We start from the raw sequence: 26377 nt of genomic DNA on the forward strand, positions 1-26377 counted from the left end.
GAGGCAAAGATGAAAACATTGTTAGAGGTAAAAGATTTACAAGTCTCCTTTGATACACATGCAGGTGAAGTACAAGCTGTACGCGGCGTTACTTTTGATTTGAAAAAAGGAGAAACATTGGCGATTGTAGGAGAATCTGGTTCAGGGAAATCAGTTACTTCTAAAGCGTTAATGGGATTAATTCCGAATCCTCCTGGACGCATTAAAAATGGTGAAATCGTATTTGAAGGTCGTGACTTAACGAAATTAACAGAAAAAGAAATGCAGCAAGTACGCGGTAAAGATATCGCGATGATTTTCCAAGATCCAATGACATCATTAAACCCAACGATGACAATTGGAAATCAAATTATGGAAGGTCTAATTAAACACCAAGGGATGAGTAAAGCAGATGCACGTAAAGTTGCTTTAGAATTAATTGACCTTGTAGGTATTCCAAATCCAGAAGCTCGTTTAAAACAATATCCTCACCAATTCTCAGGTGGTATGAGACAGCGTGTAGTTATTGCGATGGCGTTAGCTTGTAACCCGAAATTATTAATTGCCGATGAGCCGACAACAGCGCTAGACGTTACGATTCAGGCGCAAATTTTAGAACTTATGAAAGACATTCAGCAAAAAACAGAAGCAGCAATCATTTTCATTACGCATGACTTAGGTGTAGTAGCAAACGTTGCGGACCGAGTGGCAGTTATGTACGCTGGTAAAGTTGTTGAAATTGGAACTGTAGATGAAATTTTCTACAATCCGAAACATCCATATACTTGGGGTTTAATCGCATCTATGCCAAGTTTAGATGGTTCAGAAGAAGAGTTATATGCAATCCCTGGAACGCCTCCAGATTTATTGAAGCCGCCAAAGGGAGATGCTTTTGCACCACGTAACCCGCAGGCACTGAAAATTGATTTTGAAATGGACCCACCTTTATTTAAAGTAAGTGATACGCACTATGCGGCAACTTGGTTACTTCACGAGCAAGCTCCAGAAGTAAAACCGCCAGCAGTCGTTGAAAAACGCATTCTTCAAATGAAAGCAGGTGAACAACATGACTAAACAACGTGAGAAATTAATTGAAGTAAAAAATGTAAAGCAGCACTTCGACGTGAGTGGTGGTGTTGTCAAAGCGGTTAATGATATTTCATTTGATATTTACCGCGGAGAAACATTTGGTCTTGTAGGAGAATCAGGTTGTGGTAAATCGACAACTGGAAGAACGATTATTCGTTTATATGATGCAACTGCTGGTGAAGTATTGTTCGATGGTGAAAACGTACATGGTAAGAAATCACGCGCAGAACTGAAGAAATTCAACCGTAAAATGCAAATGATTTTCCAAGATCCATACGCATCATTAAATCCTCGTATGACAGTAGGGGATATTATCGCAGAAGGTATTGATATTCACGGATTAGCGAAAAGTAAAAAAGAGCGCATGGACCGTGTTCATGAACTATTAAACACAGTTGGTTTAAATAAAGAGCACGCAAACCGTTTCCCACACGAATTCTCAGGTGGACAACGTCAGCGTATCGGTATCGCTCGAGCGCTTGCTGTAGACCCAGAATTTATCATTGCCGATGAGCCGATCTCAGCACTTGACGTATCGATTCAGGCGCAAGTTGTAAACTTACTGAAAAAGTTACAAAAAGAAAAAGGTTTAACATACTTATTCATCGCCCATGATTTATCAATGGTAAAATACATTAGTGATCGTATTGGTGTAATGTACCGTGGCCAAATCGTTGAGTTAACAACAAGTGATGAATTATATGCGAATCCAATTCATCCATATACGAAATCACTATTATCAGCGATTCCACTTCCAGATCCAGATTATGAGCGCAATCGTAAACGTATCGTATATGATCCATCACAGCATAATTATGGTAGTGAAGCACCAACAATGCGTGAAATTCGCCCAGGACATTTCGTACTATGTTCGGAAGCGGAGTACAAGAAATATAAAGAGATTTATCAATAAGAAAAAGAGCCATTCTTCTGTTATGGAAGGATGGCTCTTTTTCTACTATATAAAAGAATTGTATACATTTGTCGGTCAGTCGATATATTTAAAGAATCGCCGATATAAATCTCATGTATCATTAGTGATATCCATATGCAAAATTACTGAACTTGAACAGAAACATTCTCCTCTTGTTCTTCAGGTTTAACAAGTGCATAACGCTCCCATGCTCTACTTTTCCAGCGGAAGAACATAATAATGGCACGTGTCCATTCGTCGATGGCGATTGCTAGCCAAATACCAACGAGCCCCATATCTAAATGAAAGGCGAAAAAGTAACCTAGTGGTAAACTCATTAACACCATAGAGAATGCACCGATTAAAACAGGATATTTTGCATCACCAGCTGCACGAAGCGAATTAATGATGACGATGTTCATCGTACGTCCCGTTTCAAGTAGTACACTTAGTAAAAGAACACTTGCGCCTAACCCGATAATGTACGGATTATCTGTAAACAGTCCCATTAATTGTGTACGGAATGTAATAACGAGAGCGACCATACATAAAGTTACACCAATCGCCCATTTTACACTTTTCCACAAGCGTTCGTATGCTTCATCTTTTTCGCCACCACCAACGAGGCGGCCAATAATAATGGCTGTTCCCATACCAATTGCAATAGCGAATAAATAAGTGAACATAGAAATGTTCGTAGCGTATTGTCTAGCCGCTAACGATTCCGTTCCTAAATATGTTGCATAGTATAAGAAGACAATTTGACAAGCTTGATACATAACTTGCTCAAAAGCAGATGGAATCCCGATTTTTAAAATTTTCCCGATATATTCTTTTGATAAGGTAAAATAATATTGTAATTTTACACGATATTCCATAACGCGGTATAGTAACCAGAAGAAAACAATAAGTGCTATAAGTCGGCTGACAGCAGAAGAAATGGCAGCCCCTTGTACACCGAGCTCAGGGAAACCAAATTTCCCGAAAATGAGTACGTAGTTTCCAGCGATATGAATCATATTCATTCCGAGTGAAATAAACATCGCTTGCTTTGTAAAACCGTGTACACGGATAATTGCGGCTAATGAGTTAATAATAGCTTGTAGGAAGATGGCTCCTCCGACGATAGATAAGTAGTTTTGCGCATACGTTAGTACATCGCCTTGTAAGTTCATTGCGAGCATCATATGTTTCGAAAATAAAAGAAAACCAGCGCTTATAACGAGCCCAACTATTAAATTTAATGTGACGGCTAATGCTGATATTTTAGATGCTTCCATAAAGCGTTTGGAACCGAGGTATTGAGATACGACGATAGCTGCGCCGTTCCCGATGACTTCTAGTACCAAAATAGCGATATGGAGGTATTGATTCGCTGCACCAACCCCAGATACAGCATCGTCTGATAATGCACTTAACATGAAAGTATCAGCGATCCCCATTAACATAAAAAGAAAAACTTCTAGAAAAATAGGCCATGTTAATAAGAATAAACTTAATTTCTCAGTAGGCCCGTTTTTTGCCTGAATTGCTGCCATGTCCGTCCCCTCTTTACCGATATCTATTTTTAGCAAAATGTATCGTAACATACTTTCTTAACCTTTGCACTCATTTTAGCCTACATATTTTTATTATGAAGAGAGTGCTATTTTATGATAAAAACAAAAGGATAATTATACATAAAGTATTATGAGATATAAAATTCATTTTTCTCTGATAATTTAGAAAAGTATAAAAATGTTGTTTTTAACACTTTAGTAAGAATAATCAGCAATATGAAACGTTTACAAAGATTTATTTTTTAACAGGAAATTTTAATGAAATAGAAATATAAATATACAAAAAATATATTTGTGTGTATAATATGAATTATTAGAACATATATATATTTCTTTCTGTTTGAAAATGAAAGGGCTAACATTTTTGTGGAGGGTGGAAGTATGAAAAAAAAGATGCCAGTTTTTGTAGTATCAACAGTAGCAATGAGCATGATGTTAGGGGCATGTAGCTACCAAAAAGATGAACCGCAAGCGAACGCAAAAGGGGATAGCGGGAAAAGCGGTGCGAAGCAAGTTATTAACTTAATTGAAACGCAAGAAATTCCAACGATGGATCCAGCGTTATCAGCTGATGCAGTTTCTTCAAGAGTAATGGGTAATACGATGGAAGGCTTATACAGTTTAGGAAAAGATGATAAGCTAGTTCCTGGTGTAGCGAAGGAATTCCAAAAATCAGAAGATGGTAAAAAATATACATTTAAATTACGTGAAGACGCAAAATGGTCAAATGGTGATCCTGTGACGGCAAAAGATTTCGTATACGCATGGCAAAGAGCGATTAACCCAGATACAGCTGCGAAATCAGCGTACATTATGTATGATATAAAAAATGCAGAGAAAATTAATAAAAAAGAGATGAGTCCGGATCAATTAGGGGTAAAGGCGATTGATGATTATACATTAGAAGTGGAATTAGATAATTCAATTCCATACCTTGTAGATTTAATGGTATATCCAATCTTCTATCCTGTGAATGAAAAGTTTGTGAAAGAGCAAGGTACGAAGTTTGGTTTGGAAGCGAATACAACGCTTTATAACGGACCATTTACATTAAGTGATTGGCAACATGAACGTAGCTTTAAAATGACAAAGAGCGCGTCATATTGGGACAATAAAGAAGTGAAGATTGAAGAAGTAAACTTTAATATTGTAAAAGATACATCTACGCCAATTAACTTATATGAAACAAATGCAATTGATCGAGCGTCGTTATTAGCGGAGTTTATTGATAAATATAAAGGAAAACCAGATTTCCAAACAGTAGAAGATACATCTGTATTCTTCCTTCGTTTAAATCAAAAAGATCCAGCTTTAGCAAATAAAAATATTCGTAAAGCAATTTCACTTGCTTTTGACCGTAAGCCATTCGTGGATACATTATTAAATAACGGTTCTAAGCCAGCAACAGGATTAATTCCTGATAACTTCATTAAAGGACCAGATAAAAAAGATTTCCGTGCTGTAAACGGGGATATTGTAAAACCAAACGTGAAAGAAGCGAAGAAATATTGGGAAGCTGGTAAAAAAGAACTTGGTAAAAATGAAATCGAATTAGAATTATTAAATGAAGATGTAGAGTTATCAAAGAAAACTGGTGAATATTTAAAAGGTGAATTAGAAAAGAATTTACCAGGTTTAACAGTAAAAATTAAACAACAACCATTCGCACAAAAACTAAAATTAGAAGATGCGGGCGATTATGTCATGTCATTCTCTGGATGGAGTGCGGACTTCCCAGATCCAATTACATATCTTGATATGTTTGTAACAGATGGGTCACAAAATAAGATGAAGTACTCTAATCCAAAATACGATGAAATCATTATGAAGGCGAAAAAAGATGGAAGCGATGTAAATGCTCGTTGGAAGAACTTATTAGAAGCAGAAAAAATGTTACTTGATGATGCTGCGATCGTTCCAGTATATCAACGTGGTAGAGCATATTTACAAAGAGATTCAATTAAAAATATGTATAACCATAAATATGGCGGCGATTTAAGCTTTAAATGGGCGTCAGTAGAGAAATAAGAAAAAAAGCAGGCGATCGCCTGCTTTTTTTTAATACGTTCGTTTCTTATAAATGCCTTTTCCGCCAACTTGGTTCCAGCCAGATTGTACACCCAAACTTTTGTTAACAAACTTCATTTTTTCTTTTCCACCAAAGAGCTTTTCGCCGATGCTATTTGTAATGACACCAATCAATGCTGTTATTCCGATGATGAGGGCAGCAACCGTAATAAAATCAATAAAAAAAGCAATCATTTGAAAACTCCCCCTTTGCCTGTCTGTATGTTTATTGTATGAGATAAAAAATGAAAAAGAAAGAAATGTCAGAAAAATATTTAATTTACTTTAGAAATCGTGTAGACAGGAGGGAGGATATTTGTTAAAATAAGAACAAACGTTCCTTTTTATTCTCATTTGTATAGTCTTACATTTCTTAATTGATTTATCAAGAAAAAGTAAGAAAACGTTCTCTTTTTCATAGGGAAGATTATAGATAAATAACTATATATTATATGAAAAATCTATGAGAAGTGAGTAGTAAAAGGATTGAAAGTTATTGTTAAAGTACAGCTGAAGTGAGCGTAATCATGTTACATAGCAGTGAAATGCACGGAAGAGTTTTCTCAACTAGCAGGAAATTTACTGTATATTTCTTGCAAAATCTATTGTATAATGATTATAGAAGTTACTTATTAAAAGTAATTGTTGTTTATTATAAGTTGTTGCTTACATGAAATGCGATTTTTGTACTTTTCAATAAGACAAGTTATCGCGAAAAATTGCTGAAGTTAGAAATTAAAACTGTATTTAGTACAGAATTTGTACTCTTTAAGGAGAGTGAGCTTTGTATGGTAACATTATATAGTTCTCCAAGCTGTACGTCTTGTAGAAAGGCGAAATTATGGCTAGAGGAAAATCATATTCCCTATACAGAACGTAATATTTTCTCAGATCCATTAACGATTGAGGAAATTAAAGAGATTTTACGTATGACAGAAAGCGGAACGGATGAGATTATTTCTACTCGTTCGAAAGTTTTCCAAGAATTGAATGTAAACTTAGAGTCTTTACCACTTCAAGATTTATATAAGATGATTCGTGACTATCCAGGGATTTTACGTCGTCCAATTATGATTGACGAGAAACGCCTTCAAGTTGGTTACAACGAAGACGAAATTCGTCGTTTCTTACCACGTACAGTAAGAACGTTCCAATTACGTGAAGCACAACGTCTTGTAAATTAATTATAATAATATGAAAACCTTCTACCTATTATATAGTAGAAGGTTTTTTTTAATGTTTCACATTGCGTAATCGAACTTGTTGTACGATAAAGCCGATGCATAAAATAGTGAAAATGAACAAATAAGGAATGCTTGTAGTGAAACTTGGATTGTTATGAAAAAAGGTTGCAAGTCTGTCTTCATGTGTAACCATTTTTCCTGCAGTATAGGCAAGAATCGCTGCCCCGCAATAAATGAGGAATGGAAATCGTTCCATAAGTATTAAAATAAGTTTGCTGCCCCAAATAATAATCGGGATAGAAATGAGTAAGCCGATTATGACGAGTAAAAATCTCCCGTGAGCTGCACCTGCAATGGCAATAACATTATCAAACCCCATAACGAGATCCGCGAAAACAATTGTCCGCACAGCTTGAAATAAAGTTGTTTTTCCTTGAATAGAAGAAAGATCGTTGCTATTATCGGTTAATAAATTGACTGCAATTAATGTAAGTAAAACCCCGCCAATCAATTGTAGAAATGGAATGTCGAGTAAATAGACAGCTAGTATAGTAAGGATGATTCTTAGTACAATCGCTAAAAGAGTACCGATCAAAATAGCCTTATTTCGTTTCGATTCAGGTAAATTTCGGCTAGCTAGTGCGATGACGATTGCATTGTCACCACCTAATACAACATCGATACCGACAATCATTAGTACGGATGTTAAAAACTCTAAGTCCATTCGTCTGCCTCCATTTATGATGTTTTAATAAGCGAACTATATGTATGTGATGAAGAAAGTTGTTGTTAAATAATCTCTTCTAATAGAAGTTTCACTTTATTACAGTGTACGGGGGAATGTGGAAATGTATGTCCAAATTTTTTGTAAGTAAGAAATCGCTATAATAATATATTTATGTAGTTTATCGAGGAAAGATAGGCATATAACTATTTTTGTAAAATAAATCGATTTTATTTCCATTCTGGAGAATCTTATCATAAAATGAGAGTACAAGGATCTATTGATTTGTCATATGAGTGGGGAATCCCTTCATAACAATTCTAAGCAGGAAGGGAGAGTTGTATTTTGGATATTGAAAGAATTAATGATCATACGATGAAATTTTTTATTACGTACATTGATATAGAGGATAGAGGATTTAATCGTGAAGAAATTTGGTATGATCGCGAACGAAGTGAAGAGCTCTTTTGGGAGATGATGGACGAAGCTCGTGATCATGACGATTTCTTTATTGATGGACCGTTATGGATTCAAGTGCAAGCAGTCGATAAAGGGATTGAAGTACTTGTCACGAAAGCAGAGCTTTCAAAGGACGGACAAAAGCTGGAACTACCGATAGGGGTAGACAAAATTATAGATATTCCTCTAGATGAAGGCATCGAATCATTATTCCAACAAGAATTAGTCGAAGAGGTAGAAGAACAAACAGGAACAAACTTTAATGAAGATGGTACGTTTGGCTTTTTAATTAAATTTAATGATTTTGAAGATGTCATTTCATTAAGTCATCGTCTTATCTTTGAAGATATAAAAGATGAGCTGTATTCATTTGAGGACCGCTATTATGTATATGTGGAATTCGATGAAGTGCTACATGATGAAGAAGAAATCGATCGTATTTTAAGTATTATTTTAGAATATGGAGAAGAATCAACTTTAACAATTCATCGTGTAAGTGAGTATGGAAAACAAATTGTGAAAGAGCATGCGCTTGAAACGATTCGCAATAATTTTCCTGCTAAAACGTAGGCCGATTTCTGTAGTATGAAATCGGCTTTTTATATGAAGAATAGGAAAGCTTTCTTAGTTAGGAGGTAAGAGATGAAAAATACGTTAAAGCTGATTTTCTTTATACTGCTATTGTTCGCATTATTTGTTTCGTTACGTATGTTTATTGATGTAGCATTTTATTCAGATGTGATTGGGATAAAAGATGTTTCGATTTTAGGTATTATTAGTATTTTATTTACAGTATCTGCGTTTTTAATTGGTTGCGTTATTTTCTTAGAAAATCGACATCCATCTAAAACACTTACATGGTTAATTGTTTTAGGGATTTTTCCGGTATTTGGTTTCTTTGCTTATTTATTATTTGGACAAAATTTTCGAAGAAAAAGAATGTTCCAAAAGAAGGCGTTACTTGATGAACAGGCGTTTTTACAATATAAAGGGCATGAAGATTACGAAGAACGAATTTTACGCAATCATAAGCATCAAGAACTGTTATTTCGTTTAGCGGATCGATTAGGAGCTTTAAATATTTCATTTCAAACTGAAACGAGGACATTAACAAATGGAGATGAAACGTTTCGGGCTATTTTAAATGGGTTAAAACGAGCGAAACATCACATTCATATGGAATATTACATTGTGCGTGATGATAAATTAGGAACAGAAATTAAAGATATTTTAATACAAAAATCGAAAGAAGGCGTTGTTGTTCGCTTTTTATATGATGCGGTTGGAAGTTTTAAGTTATCGAAATCGTATATTGAAGAATTAAACGATGCAGGTGTAGAAATGATTCCATTCTTTCCTGTGCGCTTTCCGATTTTAAACGATAAGATTAATTATCGAAATCATAGGAAAATTGTTGTGATTGATGGGAACGAAGGGTTTGTAGGCGGATTAAATATCGGTGATGAGTATTTAGGGAAAAATAAATATTTTGGCTTTTGGCGAGATACGCATTTGTATTTACGTGGTGAAGCGGTTCAAAGTTTACAACTTATTTTCCTTCAAGACTGGTTTTATATGACTGGAGAGGCTGTGCTAGCCCCTGAATATTTACAAGCAAAAGCAGTTGAGGGTGATCATTGGGGAGGAGTGCAGCTAGTTGCAGGTGGCCCCGATAATAAGTGGGAAACGATTAAGCATTTATATTTCGCAATGATCGCTTCTGCTCGGAAATCAATTTGGATTGCAACGCCGTATTTTATTCCGGATGATGATATTTTATCCGCATTAAAGGTTGCTGCACTTGCTGGTATTGATGTTCGTTTATTAATGCCGAGTAAACCGGATAAGCGTACTGTCTTTTACGCATCGAGATCGTACTTCCCAGAGCTTTTAGATGCAGGAGTAAAGATATATGAATACGAAAAAGGTTTTCTTCATAGTAAAATTGTCATCGTTGATTCTGATTTAGCTTCAATTGGGACAGCTAATATGGATATGAGAAGTTTTCATTTGAATTTTGAAGTAAATGCCTTTTTATATGATACAGATAGCATTCGAAAACTTGTTCAAGACTTTAAAGATGATTTAGAAGAATCAAGTGAAATTCATGGTGATCATTTTCATAAAAGACGTCTTCATAGACGAATTGTTGAATCAACGTACCGATTATTATCACCTTTATTATAAAAAGAGATGTCCGAAATTGGGACATCTCTTTTTTAAAAGGAATTTGTAACAAATTGTAGAATATAAGGAGCTGAAAGGGTGTGATTACGATATTTATCGCTAAAAGAGAAAACGGTGAAAAAATTCATTTACTCTATAATTGTAATGAAGAGCTTTTGCGCCGTATGCGTCAACAAGAACGATTCTTTTGTGTAGCTTGCGGAAAGGAAGTGCAAATGAAATTAGGGAAACAAAAAAGTTGGCATTTTGCTCATAAAAAAGTGGATTCATGTCTTGCCTTTTATGAAGCGGAATCAAAGTATCATATGCATGGTAAAGAATTGTTATATAGATGGTTCAAACGTCAAAACTTTCAGGTGGATATAGAGTACTACCTCCCAGAAATTAAGCAACGACCAGATGTTTTTGTAGAGAGGGCGGGTAGAAAAATTGCAATTGAATACCAATGTGCAAACCTCGCTATAGAGCAGCTGTACAAAAGAACATATTCGTATTGGCAAGCTGGTATACAGGTCATTTGGATCGTTGGTGGAAATCAATTGAAAAAGCAATCTGCATATTGGATGAAATTTTCCTCACTTATGGCTTTCTCCTTACAATCTTATCCTCAGCCACTTCTTATTTTCTTCTGTCCGAAACAAAAATCATTTATGAAATGTGCATTTGTCACTCCCTTTTCTACAAATGTTTTTTTCTCACATACTATATATTTACCAACTGATGCGACTACTTTTGAAATGCTTTTTTCTCCTGTTCCTTTCGGGAAAGAAAGATTGGGTGAAGAGTGGAAGAAGAGAAAGAAAAACTTTCGCCAAAATGCCTTACCGATTTGGAATTATAATTATAAGTCATTATTACGCCTCTTATATCAATTTAAATGTACCCCAGCGAGCTTTCCTTCTGAAATTGGTGTTCCACTCCCTTCTGCATTTGCTTTTCAAACAAACCCATTTATATGGCAAGCTTTTCTATATATGAAGTGTATAGGGGAGCTTGCAGTGGGAGAGTGTATTTCTCTTCAATACGTGTGTAGTTATGTAAAAAGGTATACGAAAAGGCGGATACTTCCGTACTTTTCGCAGCACATATGGAAAATGGCAGTTACTGAATATATGACATTTTTATGCTATATAGGTGTTTTACGTAAAGTGGGAACTTATACGTACCGAAAAATAAGGGATGCCGTGATGTTAAAAACAGAGGAGGAAATTATGAAACATGATGAGATTTGCTTAATACATGCGCTATCTTTATTTGAGGCAAATTTTAACATGAGAGGAGGAAAAGCGGATATAATAAAGAATGATTGTGAAGGAATTACATAAGAAAAAAACGAATTGTACTTAAGTAGAGATATTTAAAGGAGGGCTTAAAGAATGTCTGAACAAAACAAAGCGAAAGCATTACCAGATCGCAACGAGATTGAAGAAGCAAGTACGTGGCGATTAGAAGATATTTTCCAAACGGATGCAGAATGGGAAAAAGAATTCCAAGCTATTAAAGAGCTATTACCGAAGTTAACTGAATTTAAAGGGAAACTTGGTGACTCTGCGGACAATTTACTTGAGGCATTGCAATATGAAGATGAAATATCAATGCGATTAGGTAAGTTATATACATATGCTCATATGCGTTACGATCAAGATACAACAAACTCTGTATATCAAGCATTAAATGATCGTGCAACAAATTTATATTCACAAGTATCTAGTAGCACAGCGTATATTGTGCCTGAAATTTTATCGATTTCAGAAGATACATTGCAAACATTCTTGAAGGAAAATAGAGATTTAAGTGTATATGAACATGCATTAGAAGAAATTACACGTCAACGCCCGCACGTATTATCAGAAGCTGAGGAAGCTTTATTAGCGGAAGCATCTGAAGTAATGAGTTCATCAAGCAATACATTTGGTATGTTGAATAACGCGGATTTAAAATTCCCATCTATTAAAGGGGAAGACGGAGAAGAAATAGAAATTACACATGGCCGTTACATTCAGTTCTTAGAAAGTGATGATCCTCGTGTTCGCAAAGATGCATTTAAAGCTGTATATGAAACGTACGGAAAATTTAAAAACACATTCGCAAGTACGTTAAGCGGAGCAGTAAAACGTAATAATTTCAATGCGCGTGTTCGTAAATATGATTCTGCTCGCCAAGCTGCACTGAGCAATAATAATATTCCGGAAGCAGTATACGATCAACTCGTTGAAACAGTAAATGACAACTTACATTTATTACACCGTTACATCGATATTCGTAAGCGTGCACTAGGACTTGATGAGCTTCATATGTATGATTTATATACACCACTTGTACCAGAAGTGAAAATGAATGTGAAATACGAAGAAGCGCAAGACCTTTTATTAAAATCTTTAAACGTACTTGGTGATGAATATGTTGATATTTTGAAAGAGGCATATGAAAATCGCTGGGTAGATGTGTATGAGAATAAAGGAAAACGAAGCGGGGCATATTCATCTGGTGCATATGGAACAAATCCGTATATTTTAATGAACTGGCATGATAATGTAAATAATTTATTTACACTTGCTCATGAGTTTGGTCATTCGGTGCATAGTTACTATACAAGAAAAACACAACCGCACGTATATGGTGATTATTCCATCTTCGTAGCAGAAGTGGCATCTACTTGTAATGAAGCACTTCTAAATGATTATTTATTAAAAACGACAGAAGATAAGAAAGAGCGTCTATATTTATTAAATCATTATTTAGAAGGGTTCCGTGGTACTGTATTCCGTCAAACGATGTTTGCAGAGTTTGAACATATTATTCATAAGAAAGTACAAGAAGGACATGCTGTTACGCCAGACATGTTAACGGAAATTTACTATGATTTAAATAAGAAATATTTCGGTGACGCTTTAGTAATCGACGAAGAGATTGGTTTAGAATGGTCTCGTATCCCACACTTCTACTACAACTATTACGTATATCAATACGCAACAGGATTTAGTGCTGCGACAGCTCTATCTAAACAGATTTTAGAAGAAGGACAACCAGCAGTAGAACGTTATATTAATGAGTTCTTAAAAGCAGGAAGCTCTGATTATCCAATTGAAGTGCTGAAAAAAGCAGGAGTAGATATGGCATCTCCTGAACCAGTAAAAGAGGCGCTACAAGTATTTGAAGAGAAATTAAATGAATTAGAAGCATTATTATTTGAAGAAAAGTAATGAAAAAAGACGAGGGATTGTATCCTCGTCTTTTTGTTGAATAGATTCAATGTCGATATTTGTCGGAGAGAAAGGTGAATTTCTTTGTTTTTCTAACTGAAAGGATAGTTTTACGACTGATTTTTAAAATTAAAACCCTTTGAATCGTTTTTTATAATTGAAATAAGAGAGAGTGATAACGATGATTCCGAATAAAAGAGGTAAGGCAATAATTTTAGGAAAAGCTTGTAGTAGAGAGAGGATGTACAAGAAAAAAGAAACGATGACAGCTAGAAAGAGAAGAGCAATATAAGATTTTTTCATAAATAAACCCCCTAAATGACCTTTTTTATAGCTTATTCAAAAATGAAAACGTTTAGAATGTGACAAAAGTGTGAAATTCGACAAAAGGGGTTGTCATCTGACGTCGAATCTTGTAATATAATAAGCGTGAACGAATTCACATACAAACATATACCCCTTTGTTTGAACGTGAAAATTTCTCCCATCCCCTTTAATATTTTTATAAGCCGTAAAGAAAAAGACCTGGTGTTTACACCAGGTCTTTTTCTTTTGCTATCCATTTCCAATAACGTTCGCATTTTACTTCTATCATTTGTACTTTTCGTTTCAGTTGTAATTTTTTTAGTTCGCGTTCAATTTCTTGTTGCGGACAATCATAAATAAATGCTACTTCTTTTGAAGATATAAATTGTGTTGCTTCTAGTAACACTTCTAAAGGTGGTAATGGTTCTGGCTCAATTTCACATTTTACAAGTTCTTTCAATAATTGTACGTATACATCGTAGGAATAATTTCCAGCGATTTTAATACCTTCTTCATCTGAGTTCGCATGAAAAAAGACGAGGGAAGGTATTTCTGTAATATGCATTTCATTTGTGAATTTCAAGTCACATTGGAAAGCTTTTTTTGCACTAGCAGAATGTAGATCTTTTTTAAATTCTTCTACATCAATATTGCTATCTTTCGCACATGCAAGTAATAGTTCGCAGTCAGGGTTTGATACATTTTCAAGGAAAATGTATTCTTGGAGTTTTCGCAAAAACTTCGAACCTGCTTTTCGGCCTTGCAACTCCGCTGCCTTAATTGCCATCGAAACTAAATATGGTGTTGACGATGCTTCTTGCATATGTACCTTTCCATCACATGAAAAACCTTGTAAACTGGTTGTCTTTTCCCACACAAATCGAATATTAGCAGGTTTATTCCATTTGTGTGAGGAAGCGTTCGTTCCATCCACTTTTCCTGTTACGATATGACGAATAGAGAAGTATTTCCCGTATTCAAGCCATAGTTTAATAATAAAAGGCTCAATTTCCCAGCAATCTTTACAAAGTGGATCAATAAATAAATATGCTTCTACAGACTTATGCTCGCATGCGGAAGGAGATGGCATATTTATATGCTTTGCTTCCTGCTTATCCATTACACTTCACCTGTTTCGTTTGGAGTATTAACCATATGCTGAGCGGTTAATGCTAAACGTTCAAAAACAAACTCTCTTATATGACCATGAACTCCAGTATCATCCATTGCTTGCTCCATACATGATAGCCAAGCCTCTGCTCGTTTTGGAGTAATCTCAAACGGAAGGTGGCGTGCCCTTAACATAGGATGACCATGTTCTTCAGTGTACAAATTAGGACCACCTAAATATTGTGTTAAAAATTGCTTCTGCTTCCTAGCGGTTTCTGTTAAATCTTCCGGGAAGATGGGAGATAAGTCAGGGTGTTTACTGACATAGGAATAAAATGTATCTACTAATATTGCAATGCATTGTTCACCGCCAATTGCTTCAAATGGTGTCATCGGTTGCTTGCTCATCCTTTATAAACTCCTTTTTCCATGAAATGTATATCTATTGTAGCAATGAAATGTTCGAGAGGGCAAATAAACAGCTTTCTCAAAGATTCTTTGCTTATTCTACGGGTGTAAACTTTTTTAGTGAGATGTATCCACTAGTGAAACATATTCACTAGTGGAATTTTCACTTTAGCGTGCTTTTTTTTGTTTGGCAAGGAAAAAGCGTTTTACTTTGTTATTTGTATGGCGAACAGGTATGTTATGTTGCGTTAATAAATGAATAAATGCAGCTTTTCCTGTTTCTTCATCTTGCACTTCAAATTCAATTTCATAATCATCGTGATTGTAATAGAAACTATGATCAAAGACAAGCGTTCCGCCTTTAAATAATGTTTCTGCTCTTTCTGTTGTTAAACTACCCATATATGTTAAAGCAGAAACAGGAATTTGTAATTTGTGTAATTGATCTACTACTGCTCCTTGAATGATTGTGTTTGTTTCCATCATCATTTTTGCTTCGTCTTCTGTTACGACTTGATGCGTTTCTAATAAACCGATTTCTGCAGGTTGTTTCAACGTTAACGTATAAGTTTCTCCTTTATGACGAATACGAAGTGCAGAGCCAGCTTCTTTTAACGAGAAGTCAGGTGTTTCAAAGTAGTGATTCACTTGTTTTGTAAATGCTTCAATAGAAAACGATTTACATAATGTATCGAATTCTTCTTTTGTAACGATATTTTTGAATTCAATTTCAATTTCTTGTGTCATTGTATAATCTCCTTTTGAAAAATAATTCTTTACACATTATCGCTTTTTCATAAATTTGGTTCAATGTTTTATTTGTTTGCGTCCATGTTATGATACAATAATACTGTTAAGTAAGACAGGAAGTTGAGATGGAGGAGTTAGAGCATGCAAAATAAAATCCAAGTTAAGAGCGTAGAAAAGAGAGAGAATGCTCTTATTTTTTGTGCGGAAAATAGTGAAATAGAGGTAAAGGAGTTAAGTGCGCGTAATCACGTACTTGTAGACTCAGACAATTTATCATTTTTATATATCTTAGAAAATGAATCATCTTTCATTTATGTAAGTATTCCGCACACATGCTGGGAAGCAATGCATGAAGCGATGAATAACGATGTGGTTATGTTCGTTCGCGTGAATGACATTGAAATGGAATTAGAAGGATTAAAAGAAGAAGTAGAATATTTAGTTGAAAATATTGAAGGTAATGCAAATTACGGAGAAGAATTAGTAACTGCTGTAGAAAAAGTATTTCTATAAGCAAATGGATTGATTTTGGTGGTGGTTGAAATGAATCGAAATTGGGAAGAATTTTTAGCACCTTACCACCAAGCGGTGGCAGAGCTAAAAGTGAAACTAAAAGGAATGCGTACTCAATTTGCAATGTTAACAGAGCATTCTCCAATTGAGTTTGTAACAGGAAGGGTAAAGTCGGTTGCAAGTATTATTGATAAAGCGGAGAAGAGAAATGTACCGCTAGACCGATTGAGAGAAGATATGCAGGATATTGCTGGGCTTAGAATGATGTGTCAATTTGTTGATGAGATTAAGCCTGTTGTAGAATATCTTCGAAAACGAAATGACTTTGAAATCGTGGAAGAACGTGATTATGTCACGCAAAAGAAAGATAGCGGTTATCGTTCTTATCATGTTGTCATTAGTTATCCTGTTCAAACGATTCAAGGTGAACAAAAAGTATTGGTAGAAATCCAAATACGCACGCTAGCAATGAACTTTTGGGCAACAATTGAGCATTCTTTAAATTATAAATATAGTGGACGTTTTCCTGAAGATATTAAAATACGATTGCAACGTGCAGCTGAAGCGGCGTTTTTATTAGATGAAGAAATGTCTTCTATTCGTCTTGAAATTCAAGAAGCGCAAAAGGCTTTTTCAAGAAAGCAAGAAACGAAAGATTCCGAATCATAAACTAAAGGGTGTTGGGCGATGAAATTTACAATTATGTCAAAGGGAGATCAATCATCAGATACACTGGCAAGCACGATGAAAGAGTACTTGCTAGATTTTGGATTTATAATGGATGAAAAGGAACCCGATATTGTAATTTCTGTTGGGGGAGATGGAACGCTTTTATATGCGTTTCATCGTTATTATAATCGATTGGATGAAACAGCATTTGTTGGTGTACATACAGGACATCTAGGTTTCTATGCAGATTGGTTACCGACAGAAGTAGAGAAATTAGTAATTGCGATTGCGAAAACACCATTCCAAGTGGTGGAATATCCGCTTTTAGAAGTTATTATTCGCTATGTGAATGGAAGTAAAGAGTCACAGTATTTAGCGATGAATGAGGCGACTGTAAAAAGTGCAGAAGGTACATTAGTAACAGAAGTAGAAATACGCGGAGAATATTTTGAAACATTCCGCGGAGATGGCCTTTGTATCTCTACTCCTTCAGGAAGTACCGCGTATAATAAAGCGCTTGGCGGAGCAATTATTCACCCATCTATTGAAGCGATTCAAATTGCAGAAATGGCGTCCATTAACAATCGTGTATTTCGTACTGTAGGATCGCCACTCGTATTGCCGAAGCATCATACATGTGTGTTAAAGCCAGCTGCAGGAATGAACTTACAAATTACAGTGGATCATTTAACGATGGTTCATCAAGATGTGAAATCAATCCAGTATCGCGTCGCAAACGAGAAAGTACGATTTGTTCGTTTCCGCCCATTCCCGTTCTGGAAACGAGTTCGTGACTCGTTTGTTGCAGATAAATAGAAAGGGTTATATATTTGAACAGATTTACATTGAAATGGGATATAGGGCCGGCTGAAGAGGGAACTTTAGTTAGGGAATTTTTGAAAACGAAAGGTATTTCTAAAGCCGCTTTAACGGATATAAAGTTTCATGGCGGAGCAATTGAAGTAAATGGTCAACATGCGAGTGTTCGTCATCAGTTGCGTGCTGGTGAAGAATTACGTGTCTTTTTTCCAGTGGAGGAAAGAAGTGAAGGGATGATGGCAGAAGATATTCCTTTATGCATTATATATGAAGATGACGCGGTTCTTATCATTAATAAAGAGGCGAATATGTCAACGATTCCGTCTAGAGAACATCCGGCAGGAAGTGTTGCCAATGCGCTGTTATCTCATTATGATAAGCAGCATCTTGCAAGTACAGTGCACATCGTAACACGTTTAGATCGTGATACTTCGGGGCTTATGCTTATTGCAAAAAATCGTTTCGTGCATCATCTTTTATCGAAGCAGCATCAACAAAAAGCTGTGAAACGAACGTATGAAGCAATTGTTCACGGAAAGATTGTAGAACGAGAAGGAATGATTGATGCACCAATTGGTCGAAAATCTGATAGCATTATTGAGCGAACGGTTTGTGAGGATGGACAAAGGGCAGTTACTCATTTTAAAGTAATTGATAGTACATATCATAAGACACATGTAGCGCTTGAGCTTGAGACAGGAAGAACGCATCAAATTCGTGTGCATATGGCTCATATAGGATATCCATTACTTGGTGATAGCTTATATGGAGGGAGAAGGGATGAAATGAAACGGCAAGCACTTCATAGTAAATCTTTGACGTTTTATCATCCTATTTTAGAGAAAGAGATGTCTTTCACTATAAAGCTTCCAAGCGATATGCAAGAAGTGTTGCGGCATACTTAAAAAGGGAACAAAATTCTTATATTATAAAGAATTTTGTTCCCTTTTTTCTTAGCGGAATAATATTAAAATTTGGTTTTCACCCGTACGCTTTATAACGAAAAATCCACTTTCGGCTTTTGTAGCAATGCCATTGTCATTTGGAAGACAAAATCCATGTGCTTCGCAAGTGCCGTCATCACGTACTAACATTTGTCCAATTAATCCGACAGGAAGCCACTCGTCGCGATCTTTTCTTGCTACATATTTGCGAGTTGGATCCCATTCTGTATTTAAAAGAGGTTGTATTTCTTCGGTTTCCGTCCATACATATTGGCGTTTTCCAAAGTTATCTGTTTTATAACGTTTTTCCCAACTTAAAGCCCCGCTATTTCCTATAAGTGCAGGGGTTGCACTAGATATTCCTAAAATGAACGAGTCGTGTGAAGTAGCTATCCGAATTTTTTCTTCGCTACTAAATGTAACGAAATAACCGACATCAATAGGTTTATGATCTTCGGTTTCAAACATTTGTGCAAAATCCGTTCCACTTGCATTGTAAGACGCACCCTCAATGTACATTTCTCCATTATGGGCAAGCCATTTAGCCCCGATATTATGGTCGGTGTCGCTTACACCATTTGCAATAAACCAAGAATAAGCTTCTTCTGCAGTGCCGAAGCGCCCCATAATATGGCTACCTGCAAAATGAGCTGTTGATGTATGATGACCTTCCGCATGAGAAGAGGATCCGTTAGCGATAGTTGCGGTTCCTTCTGCGTGTGCTGCTTCGCCTAAAGCAATCGTCTGTTTCCCCTCTGCATGAGAATAAGCTCCGCCTGCTGTCGTTTCACTTCCCTCACTATGGGAACTATGTCCGGTTGCTTTTGAGTTTGATCCCTCTGCATGAGAGAAAGAACCTTTTGCGTGTGTTAATAAGCCTTCCGCATGTGCTGCCATGCCCTCCGCATGAGAGTGAAGCCCTTCCGCATATGCATATCGGCCGCCCCTTTTAACTTTTGTATTTTCAGGTGTAGGTGTCTCAATTATGAGTGGTTTTTCAGTTTGTATATCATTCGATGAAGCCAATGCCTCTTTTATTTTTTTTACTTTGTTTATAATAGCAGCTGGAATTTCTGGTTCCACTTTTTTATTTATTGCTACAGAAATATTTTCTTCCGTCTTTTCTTCTGTTTGATTAGAATGTATTACCTGTTCATCTTGATTTGAGAGCTGTTTATTTTTTTGTTGCATCTTTATTTTTCTGCGATCGATTATGCGGCTCATCACAGCATTTTCTAAAGAGACATATGTTGGTTTTACTTTGCTTTTTTTTGATGACTCTTGTTCTTCCAGTTCTTCTATCGCTGCAGCCCGAATACTACACCAGTTGTTAATTCCGTACATGGGCAGATATAAAGGGGGAAATTTTCTTTTTTGTTTAGAAGATTTTTTCTTCATTCTGTCACCTCCTGCGACATTATATGTAGTGTAATTAAAAAAAGATGCACTTTATTGCATCTTTTTTTAATTACTTTATCTAGTTTTATATGAGATCTGCCTAAATAATACGGTAATCTTTCGCTAAGTAAGGTAGTTATGAAATTGGACGGAATTTCTCAGCGACAAAAGGTAAAGAAGAAGGAACAGAGATAGTCTCCATTTCAGGATAACGTAATCCGGTTAATTTGCCACCAAATACAGCACCAGTATCAATATTGACTGTCTGATTGACGAATCGAGGTTCTGCTACTGGTGTATGTCCATATACAATCCAAGCATGCCCCTTGTACTCTTGCGCCCAATCGCGACGGACAGGTGAGCCATCGGCATGCTTTTCTCCTGTAATATCGCCATATAATACAAAGGTTTGTACTTTTTTATCTCGTCTTCCTATGTAATCTTGCCGAATCCCAGCGTGACATACGATTACTCTTTTTTCATCTAGTATGTGGTAGAGCGGTGATTGTTCATAAAGAGTGATAAACTTTTCTTTTATAACGTTTTGCTTATGAGAAGGAAGTGCCTCATATTCAGCAACAGTTGTTTCAAGTCCGTGAGCGACTGTTACATTACGCCCAAGGAAAAATCGATATAGTTTATTACAGTGATTTCCAGGAGCGTAATAAGCTTCTTTTTTATGTATGACAAGTTCCCATACAATTTCAATCATACGTAATGAATGAGGACCACGGTCTGTAATATCGCCAACGAATGCAAGTTTACGTTGGTCAGGGTGAACCGGTAGACCGCTACTCCAGTTATATCCTAGCTTCTCTGTTAAATTTTGAAACTCTTGGAAGCATCCATGAATATCTCCTATAATGTCATATTTCATATTTAAACCTCCATCGTATTTTTCATTAGTATATCTAAAAAAGGATAGAGATAAAAATATAGCATTTTTGTGTTGTTCATTTAAACATAAAGATTTTCGTTCTTGAGCGAACATTTAAAATGAATCCAATCGCAATCATGTATGTAAGCAGTGAACTTCCTCCGTAACTCATAAGAGGTAATGTTATCCCTGTAATGGGAAGTAATCCGATTGTCATCCCGATATTTTGGAATACTTGGAAAGTAAACATTCCGATTGTACCAGCGCAAATGTAACTACCGAAAGGGTCATTACTTTCTAAAGCAATATGGATCATTCGAAAAATGAGTAAGAAAAAAAGAGAAATAATGACACTTGCGCCTAGAAATCCAAATTGTTCAGCGACATTAGTGAAAATAAAATCTGTATGTGGTTCTGGAAAATATACTTGTCCATTTTCCCACCCTTTTCCTTGCATTTCTCCGGATCCAGTCGCTAAGAATGCTTGTCTTAATTGATAGCCTTGTGCATCATATTTGTAAGGTGCTAACCATCCGTAGAAGCGATTTAATTGATATTCTTTTAAAATGTGTGCTTTAAAGAAATCTGTGTGAGTAAAAAAAATATATATTAATGTAGATCCAGCAACGAAAGTACCTGAAACTAATCCAAAAATAAAACGCCATCGGATGCCAGAAACTAGTATCATTGCTGCAAGCATCGCTGAAATGACCATTGTGTTTCCTAAATCTGGTTCTTTTGCAATAAGTAGTAGTGGTGGCAAGCTTGTCGCAAATATTTTTCCAAGTAGTAAAAAATCGTCATGTATCGTTTGGGAAAAATATTTCTCATTATGATTTGCTATAATTCTTCCAATGACGATAATTAAAAACAATTTCATAATTTCAGAAGGCTGAAAATTTCCAATGCCTGGGAGCCTGTACCAAGCGGTAGCGCCTTTAATTGTAACGGCACCTGGTACTTGAAGTTCTAGTCCAATAAGTAGTACCATTGCAAAGCTATACAAATACCAAGCAATTTTTTGATAACGATCGAAATCGATAATCATAATAACACCAATGGCTATAAATCCAATGAAGTACCATTGGATTTGCTTTAGTACAAAATTGACGTTTTGTAAAAATGGCGGTAAAGAGGCTTGCGCACTTGCAATAGCACAACAACTAACAATCCCAATGGCAAATAAAATAAATAGTAATACGTAGTCTATTTGATATTGAGAATTTGGATCTTTCAATGTAGGTATTCCTTTCTACTGCTCTTTATAGTAATGGATTTTATCCCGCATTAATGGGCAGTAAGACCCCCACCTCAAAATTCAGCGAAAGCGAAGAAGTTAGGTGGGGGATCAACTGCCCGTAAAAGCCCGATTGGTGAGAGCTGATTAAAGTTTCACTTTATAGTATGAGAAAGAATGTATGAACTATACGAATGATTCACATATAGTCCATACACTTTTAATTTTGCAGAGTAGTTTAATTGTTTAGCTCTTTAATAATTATATCCAAACAATGGGAGAGACGTACATGTGCGTCAGGAAAAATATCTAGTTGATGAAGATAGTATTTTAAGGAACTTTTACACCATTGGTAAGCACTAAGTAGAGCTGCTCTATAGTCCGTAGTATTTTGTAAAAAGCCATATTCTTTTGCTGTTATAACAAGGTGTGTGAAATCTTCACAACCTTGAAGGAGCTTATTGTGTATTTGTTGTCCAGCATGGTAGCGAAATTGACTTAAAGGCTCAGAAATGTATATTGCATTTCCTTTAGAAAGTAAAGAAATCCATGAGGCCATATCAACACTACAAGAATATTGTCGCTCTTTAAGGGTGCCAAAAGGTTCAGTGAGCAATTCCTTTCGGAACAAAGTAGTTGTAGGCTCACCGATAATGTTGTGTCCGCCCTTTAACATCCAATTACCTAAAAATATCCCGTTTAATGGGGTGTCTTCACTATATAACCTTTGTGTTGGATGGGAATCACCTATTAGATTTCCATGATCATCAATGCGTACTCGATAAGAAGTAACAAGAGCAAGATTTTTATTGGGATCTTGCTCAAAATAGGTCATCATTTTTTGTATTTTATGCTTATAAAACACGTCATCGTCCATTAAAAAATTTATATACTCACCATTTGATTTTTCTATGAGCATAAGGTCATTGTGAAATTGTCCTAGAGTAGGGGTATTTCGAATGTATGTTATATTTTTATAATTTGGTAAGTATTGTTCGCGTATTAAAGTTGCTGTTTCATCATTTGTGCTGTCATCTCCAATGATGATTTCAATATTAGAATAAGTTTGTGCCAATGCACTTTCTAGAGCAATTTTGAAATAATGAGGCCGATTATAAGTAGGAATAAGGATGGAAACGAGAGGTAGATTTTTTTCATTCATCATACATAACTTCCTTTCAGAAGCTTTTTTTTGTAAGAACAATATCTTGGTAACTTGTATATTCATGTCTGCCGCACCATAAACCGTAATGCGGCTTATTGATTATTTCTAGGCCGTACTTATTCAATAGATTGCAAATATCTGTCTCAGGATAAGCAACTGCGAAATTCGGAATATCTTTATTTACAACGTAGCAATTTTCGATTCGATGATAAAAACCTAATGTACTTTGTCCTGCATTTAAATAATAGGACGATTCAGGATTTATAAGAAAGAATGTAATGAAACATCTCCCGTCTTTTTTTAATACACGTACAATTTCAGATACGTAATGTTCTAATTCTTTTGGAAGAAGATGCGTAAATACAGAAGTTAAAAAGATAAAATCGAATGTCCCGTCTTCATAGGGAAAACGATATTGAGAGGCATCTTCTTTTCCTTCTGGATTATAGAATTGATTGTATATGTCAACATGTTCAAAGTGAAAATTATTACGCATAGTTGAAATGTTATTTTGACACCAAGCAATTCCATCTTTAAACAAATCAAATCCATAATACGCCCCATCATCATTTAAGTAATTCAATAATGGTACAGCCATTCGGCCGACGCCGCAGCCTACATCTAATACTTTTTCATTTGGTTTTAAAGCGCCAATTTGAATAAAATGCTTTAGGAACTCTTTTCCAACTCTTTTGAAGTCGCCACCTACATATTGGACGAGTTCAGGAGGGGGGAGTAAAGTCATTTCTTTGTTAATTTCGCTCATGAGTATACCCCTTTCTTGTATGAGAAGATGCAGTAAATCTATTAATAAAATTTTCAATTTGTAGTGAGAGAACACAGGAAAACAATTGTTATATGTAGGGAGATTCCGAAAAAGAATACTTAATTGGATTAGAAGTAAGAGAAGAATGAGTGAAAATGGAATCTCCTATAGATTAAATCTTTTTTATTCTTTTCTCCAATAAACGCCAAATACATCAATTTTAGTAATAGGGGCTTTTAAATTTCGTTGGTTTCTAAAGTCTGTCACAGCCTCAGCGCATGGCGGTAGCCCGTAGTCATCGATAATTATATAGCCACCTTTAGAAACTTTATCATATAAGTTCACGAGACCATCCATTGTGGATTCGTACATATCACCATCAAGCCGTGCAATTGCAATTTTTTCGATTGGTGCTGTTGGTAAAGTATCTTTAAACCAGCCTTTTAAAAATTTCACTTGATCATTTAGCAAATCATATTTTTTGAAATTCTCTTGTACTTGTTCTAAAGAGACGCGTAAGTAATCGAATGTGTGTAAATAATCACCGTAATCTTTTGGATATTGTTCTAGATTCGGTGCTGGCAAACCTTCAAATGAATCTGCAACCCACACATTACGATTCGTAATGTTGTTTGCTTGTAAAAAACCATTCATAAAAATGCATGAACCTCCGCGCCATACACCTGTTTCAATAAAATCACCTTCTATATTTTCACGAACAACGGTTTCCATCGCCTCTTGTAATTGGTTCATACGTTCTCGACCAATCATACTATGTGCTGCTCTTGGCCAATCCATTCCATCATGGCGTTCACTTTTTGAAACATTTGGTTTTACAATTTTTAAGTTATGGTTTTCAGCATATTGCTTAATGAATAAAGGGAGGGGGACTGTAACTGGCTCGAATTCTAGTTCTTTCGAAATATGTAGAGATGCGGGTAAGTATGCCTCATATTCTAACCATATTTCAAATAAAATGGTCTTCTTTAGCAATTCGAGATAAAGCTGAACAGCAGATTTACTTTCCATATTTGTGCCTCCTGCAAAATGTCATACAACAATATGATTATGTAGATAGCGAATGTTTCATGATTGAATTTGAAATTGAAAAAGCAGTAAAACTGATATCAGTTTTACTGCTAAGTAAAAAATTAAGCGATTTTTTCAATAATAATAGATGCATTTGTACCAACAGCTAATGATAGCCCAAGCCCTGTAACGATTACTTCAACTAATGATGGAGTTGTCGTAATTTGCGTAATTGCTTGAACAACGATAGGTGCTCCAACTGAGATTAAAGTGGCCCCAGTACCTGGAACAGATACCCCATTTACTTGGATTGTAAGTCCTCCTAATAGACTTACTGCTGCAGTGTATACGATAACGGTAATTTTATAGAATCCAGTTTGACTAATTACAAAAGTATCAGGATCTAATTGAGAAATTGCTGTACCAAACTGAGATCCAACAGTATTAAATGGTACTGGAGCATTAAGTCCAATATCCAAAGAAATCCCAGCGGAGTTAAATGCATACAATCCTGCTGGAAGTCCTAGTCCGGATGGTCCAGTCGGTCCAGTCGGTCCAGTAGCCCCAGTCGGCCCCGTAGGTCCAGTAGCTCCAGTGTCACCAGTCGGCCCCGTAGGTCCAGTAGCCCCAGTGTCACCAGTCGGCCCCGTAGGTCCAGTAGCCCCAGTGTCACCAGTCGGCCCCGTAGGTCCAGTAGCTCCAGTGTCACCAGTCGGCCCCGTAGGTCCAGTAGCCCCAGTGTCACCAGTCGGCCCCGTAGGTCCAGTAGTCCCAGTGCCACCCGTAGGTCCAGTAGGTCCAGTTGGCCCCGTAGGTCCAGTAGGTCCAGTTGGCCCGGTAGGTACAGTCGGCCCCGTAGGTCCAGTAGGTCCAGTCGGCCCGGTCGGCCCAGTCGGAAGGGTAAACGGTGGTATCGGTGGTAATGTAGGTCCTACAAGATTAGGGTCAAATGCACTAGCTGATAAAGATTCATCGGGATTTAATCCATTTGAATAATTATTATTTGACATAAATTCACCTCC

General features: G+C 36.1%; 26 protein-coding genes. 12 read left to right on the forward strand and 14 right to left on the reverse strand.

Annotated elements, in window-relative coordinates; all coding sequences use genetic code 11:
• The first annotated feature begins 9 nt into the window (after window positions 1-9).
• On the forward strand, window positions 10-1053 hold the full coding sequence (locus DN399_RS05925; RefSeq protein ID WP_000854346.1) for an ABC transporter ATP-binding protein: 1044 nt from the start codon (window positions 10-12) through the stop codon (window positions 1051-1053).
• A complete protein-coding gene (locus tag DN399_RS05930; RefSeq protein WP_000166348.1) occupies window positions 1046-1981 on the forward strand; it encodes an ABC transporter ATP-binding protein in 936 nt (311 codons plus the stop codon). The genes DN399_RS05925 and DN399_RS05930 overlap by 8 nt, the downstream gene beginning before the upstream one ends.
• 143 nt (window positions 1982-2124) lie before the next feature.
• Here DN399_RS05930 and DN399_RS05935 read toward each other — a convergent pair whose 3' ends face one another.
• On the reverse strand, window positions 2125-3570 hold the full coding sequence (locus DN399_RS05935; protein WP_002164600.1) for an MATE family efflux transporter: 1446 nt from the start codon (window positions 3568-3570) through the stop codon (window positions 2125-2127).
• Between the two features lie 351 nt (window positions 3571-3921).
• Between DN399_RS05935 and DN399_RS05940 the strand changes: the two genes are divergently transcribed.
• Window positions 3922-5568, forward strand: a complete 1647-nt coding sequence (locus DN399_RS05940) for a peptide ABC transporter substrate-binding protein (protein ID WP_000728609.1) — start codon at window positions 3922-3924, stop codon at window positions 5566-5568.
• Window positions 5569-5598: 30 nt separating this feature from the next.
• On the opposite strand, the gene DN399_RS05945 is transcribed toward DN399_RS05940, so the two are convergent.
• Window positions 5599-5802: a hypothetical protein gene (locus DN399_RS05945; RefSeq protein WP_000559972.1), complete on the reverse strand. Its 204-nt coding sequence runs from the start codon at window positions 5800-5802 to the stop codon at window positions 5599-5601.
• A gap of 593 nt (window positions 5803-6395) precedes the next feature.
• Between DN399_RS05945 and spx the strand changes: the two genes are divergently transcribed.
• Window positions 6396-6791: a transcriptional regulator Spx gene (spx, locus tag DN399_RS05950; protein WP_000258267.1), complete on the forward strand. Its 396-nt coding sequence runs from the start codon at window positions 6396-6398 to the stop codon at window positions 6789-6791.
• Between the two features lie 49 nt (window positions 6792-6840).
• Here the strand turns inward: spx and DN399_RS05955 are convergent, their stop codons facing one another.
• Window positions 6841-7515 carry a TerC family protein gene (locus tag DN399_RS05955; RefSeq protein ID WP_000362607.1) on the reverse strand — a complete coding sequence of 225 codons (675 nt, stop codon included), beginning with the start codon at window positions 7513-7515 and terminating at the stop codon, window positions 6841-6843.
• Window positions 7516-7860: 345 nt separating this feature from the next.
• On the opposite strand from DN399_RS05955, the gene mecA reads away from it, so the two are divergent.
• From mecA to pepF, 4 genes are all read left to right on the forward strand, one after another.
• Window positions 7861-8544 carry an adaptor protein MecA gene (mecA, locus tag DN399_RS05960; RefSeq protein ID WP_000350713.1) on the forward strand — a complete coding sequence of 228 codons (684 nt, stop codon included), beginning with the start codon at window positions 7861-7863 and terminating at the stop codon, window positions 8542-8544.
• A gap of 72 nt (window positions 8545-8616) precedes the next feature.
• Window positions 8617-10161 (forward strand): cardiolipin synthase, encoded by a 1545-nt coding sequence (locus DN399_RS05965; RefSeq protein WP_000799194.1) that lies wholly within the window; start codon window positions 8617-8619, stop codon window positions 10159-10161.
• Window positions 10162-10241: 80 nt separating this feature from the next.
• Entirely contained in the window at window positions 10242-11486 is a 1245-nt protein-coding gene (locus DN399_RS05970) for a competence protein CoiA (protein WP_000628315.1), read from the forward strand.
• Between the two features lie 51 nt (window positions 11487-11537).
• Window positions 11538-13364 carry an oligoendopeptidase F gene (gene pepF, locus DN399_RS05975; RefSeq protein ID WP_000003348.1) on the forward strand — a complete coding sequence of 609 codons (1827 nt, stop codon included), beginning with the start codon at window positions 11538-11540 and terminating at the stop codon, window positions 13362-13364.
• 129 nt (window positions 13365-13493) lie between these two features.
• Here pepF and DN399_RS27995 read toward each other — a convergent pair whose 3' ends face one another.
• The 4 genes from DN399_RS27995 to DN399_RS05990 form a co-directional block, all read right to left on the reverse strand.
• Window positions 13494-13667, reverse strand: coding sequence for a hypothetical protein (locus DN399_RS27995; RefSeq protein ID WP_000750355.1), 174 nt, complete (start codon window positions 13665-13667; stop codon window positions 13494-13496).
• 229 nt (window positions 13668-13896) lie between these two features.
• Window positions 13897-14790, reverse strand: coding sequence for a ClpXP adapter SpxH family protein (locus DN399_RS05980; RefSeq protein ID WP_000360645.1), 894 nt, complete (start codon window positions 14788-14790; stop codon window positions 13897-13899).
• The gene (locus DN399_RS05985) at window positions 14790-15188 is read right to left on the reverse strand and encodes a globin domain-containing protein (RefSeq protein ID WP_000043386.1); all 399 of its coding nucleotides are present in this window, start codon (window positions 15186-15188) and stop codon (window positions 14790-14792) included. Before DN399_RS05985 ends, DN399_RS05980 begins: the two co-directional genes overlap by 1 nt.
• Window positions 15189-15356: 168 nt before the next feature.
• Window positions 15357-15935, reverse strand: a complete 579-nt coding sequence (locus tag DN399_RS05990; protein ID WP_000191121.1) for a CYTH domain-containing protein — start codon at window positions 15933-15935, stop codon at window positions 15357-15359.
• A 144-nt stretch (window positions 15936-16079) separates the two neighbouring features.
• On the opposite strand from DN399_RS05990, the gene DN399_RS05995 reads away from it, so the two are divergent.
• The 4 genes from DN399_RS05995 to DN399_RS06010 are packed head-to-tail and all read left to right on the forward strand — an operon-like array spanning window position 16080 to window position 18844.
• Complete coding sequence (locus DN399_RS05995) at window positions 16080-16451, forward strand: UPF0738 family protein (RefSeq protein WP_001180003.1); 372 nt, start codon at window positions 16080-16082, stop codon at window positions 16449-16451.
• A 30-nt stretch (window positions 16452-16481) separates the two neighbouring features.
• Window positions 16482-17120, forward strand: a complete 639-nt coding sequence (yjbM, locus tag DN399_RS06000; protein ID WP_001081482.1) for a GTP diphosphokinase — start codon at window positions 16482-16484, stop codon at window positions 17118-17120.
• A gap of 18 nt (window positions 17121-17138) precedes the next feature.
• The gene (locus DN399_RS06005; protein WP_000673190.1) at window positions 17139-17936 is read left to right on the forward strand and encodes an NAD kinase; all 798 of its coding nucleotides are present in this window, start codon (window positions 17139-17141) and stop codon (window positions 17934-17936) included.
• A 14-nt stretch (window positions 17937-17950) separates the two neighbouring features.
• Window positions 17951-18844 (forward strand): RluA family pseudouridine synthase, encoded by an 894-nt coding sequence (locus DN399_RS06010; RefSeq protein WP_016122104.1) that lies wholly within the window; start codon window positions 17951-17953, stop codon window positions 18842-18844.
• A 48-nt stretch (window positions 18845-18892) separates the two neighbouring features.
• Here DN399_RS06010 and DN399_RS06015 read toward each other — a convergent pair whose 3' ends face one another.
• The 7 genes from DN399_RS06015 to DN399_RS06045 form a co-directional block, all read right to left on the reverse strand.
• Entirely contained in the window at window positions 18893-20281 is a 1389-nt protein-coding gene (locus DN399_RS06015; protein ID WP_016122105.1) for a peptidase G2 autoproteolytic cleavage domain-containing protein, read from the reverse strand.
• A gap of 136 nt (window positions 20282-20417) precedes the next feature.
• The gene (gene prpE / locus DN399_RS06020) at window positions 20418-21158 is read right to left on the reverse strand and encodes a bis(5'-nucleosyl)-tetraphosphatase PrpE (RefSeq protein ID WP_149149404.1); all 741 of its coding nucleotides are present in this window, start codon (window positions 21156-21158) and stop codon (window positions 20418-20420) included.
• Window positions 21159-21234: 76 nt separating this feature from the next.
• A complete protein-coding gene (locus DN399_RS06025) occupies window positions 21235-22395 on the reverse strand; it encodes an FtsW/RodA/SpoVE family cell cycle protein (RefSeq protein ID WP_000654702.1) in 1161 nt (386 codons plus the stop codon).
• A 238-nt stretch (window positions 22396-22633) separates the two neighbouring features.
• Window positions 22634-23560, reverse strand: coding sequence for a glycosyltransferase family 2 protein (locus tag DN399_RS06030; RefSeq protein WP_012593172.1), 927 nt, complete (start codon window positions 23558-23560; stop codon window positions 22634-22636).
• 13 nt (window positions 23561-23573) lie between these two features.
• Entirely contained in the window at window positions 23574-24326 is a 753-nt protein-coding gene (locus DN399_RS06035) for a class I SAM-dependent methyltransferase (protein WP_001289841.1), read from the reverse strand.
• A 183-nt stretch (window positions 24327-24509) separates the two neighbouring features.
• Window positions 24510-25355, reverse strand: coding sequence for a TylF/MycF family methyltransferase (locus DN399_RS06040; RefSeq protein WP_000444386.1), 846 nt, complete (start codon window positions 25353-25355; stop codon window positions 24510-24512).
• 122 nt (window positions 25356-25477) lie between these two features.
• On the reverse strand, window positions 25478-26365 hold the full coding sequence (locus tag DN399_RS06045) for a BclA C-terminal domain-containing protein (protein ID WP_000069728.1): 888 nt from the start codon (window positions 26363-26365) through the stop codon (window positions 25478-25480).
• Window positions 26366-26377: the final 12 nt, after the last annotated feature.

It is taken from the genome of Bacillus sp. AR4-2 (assembly GCF_008274865.1).
GTDB classification, from domain to species: domain Bacteria; phylum Bacillota; class Bacilli; order Bacillales; family Bacillaceae_G; genus Bacillus_A; species Bacillus_A cereus.

Coding starts and splice junctions, on each gene's coding strand:
- DN399_RS05925 (WP_000854346.1), top strand. CDS start 10: ATGAAAACATTGTTAGAGGTAAAAGATTTACAAGTCTCCTTTGATACA.
- DN399_RS05930 (WP_000166348.1), top strand. CDS start 1,046: ATGACTAAACAACGTGAGAAATTAATTGAAGTAAAAAATGTAAAGCAG.
- DN399_RS05935 (WP_002164600.1), bottom strand. CDS start 3,570: ATGTTACGATACATTTTGCTAAAAATAGATATCGGTAAAGAGGGGACG.
- DN399_RS05940 (WP_000728609.1), top strand. CDS start 3,922: ATGAAAAAAAAGATGCCAGTTTTTGTAGTATCAACAGTAGCAATGAGC.
- DN399_RS05945 (WP_000559972.1), bottom strand. CDS start 5,802: ATGATTGCTTTTTTTATTGATTTTATTACGGTTGCTGCCCTCATCATC.
- spx (WP_000258267.1), top strand. CDS start 6,396: ATGGTAACATTATATAGTTCTCCAAGCTGTACGTCTTGTAGAAAGGCG.
- DN399_RS05955 (WP_000362607.1), bottom strand. CDS start 7,515: ATGGACTTAGAGTTTTTAACATCCGTACTAATGATTGTCGGTATCGAT.
- DN399_RS05965 (WP_000799194.1), top strand. CDS start 8,617: ATGAAAAATACGTTAAAGCTGATTTTCTTTATACTGCTATTGTTCGCA.
- pepF (WP_000003348.1), top strand. CDS start 11,538: ATGTCTGAACAAAACAAAGCGAAAGCATTACCAGATCGCAACGAGATT.
- DN399_RS27995 (WP_000750355.1), bottom strand. CDS start 13,667: ATGAAAAAATCTTATATTGCTCTTCTCTTTCTAGCTGTCATCGTTTCT.
- DN399_RS05980 (WP_000360645.1), bottom strand. CDS start 14,790: ATGGATAAGCAGGAAGCAAAGCATATAAATATGCCATCTCCTTCCGCA.
- DN399_RS05985 (WP_000043386.1), bottom strand. CDS start 15,188: ATGAGCAAGCAACCGATGACACCATTTGAAGCAATTGGCGGTGAACAA.
- DN399_RS05990 (WP_000191121.1), bottom strand. CDS start 15,935: ATGACACAAGAAATTGAAATTGAATTCAAAAATATCGTTACAAAAGAA.
- DN399_RS05995 (WP_001180003.1), top strand. CDS start 16,080: ATGCAAAATAAAATCCAAGTTAAGAGCGTAGAAAAGAGAGAGAATGCT.
- yjbM (WP_001081482.1), top strand. CDS start 16,482: ATGAATCGAAATTGGGAAGAATTTTTAGCACCTTACCACCAAGCGGTG.
- DN399_RS06005 (WP_000673190.1), top strand. CDS start 17,139: ATGAAATTTACAATTATGTCAAAGGGAGATCAATCATCAGATACACTG.
- DN399_RS06015 (WP_016122105.1), bottom strand. CDS start 20,281: ATGAAGAAAAAATCTTCTAAACAAAAAAGAAAATTTCCCCCTTTATAT.
- prpE (WP_149149404.1), bottom strand. CDS start 21,158: ATGAAATATGACATTATAGGAGATATTCATGGATGCTTCCAAGAGTTT.
- DN399_RS06030 (WP_012593172.1), bottom strand. CDS start 23,560: ATGATGAATGAAAAAAATCTACCTCTCGTTTCCATCCTTATTCCTACT.
- DN399_RS06035 (WP_001289841.1), bottom strand. CDS start 24,326: ATGAGCGAAATTAACAAAGAAATGACTTTACTCCCCCCTCCTGAACTC.
- DN399_RS06040 (WP_000444386.1), bottom strand. CDS start 25,355: ATGGAAAGTAAATCTGCTGTTCAGCTTTATCTCGAATTGCTAAAGAAG.
- DN399_RS06045 (WP_000069728.1), bottom strand. CDS start 26,365: ATGTCAAATAATAATTATTCAAATGGATTAAATCCCGATGAATCTTTA.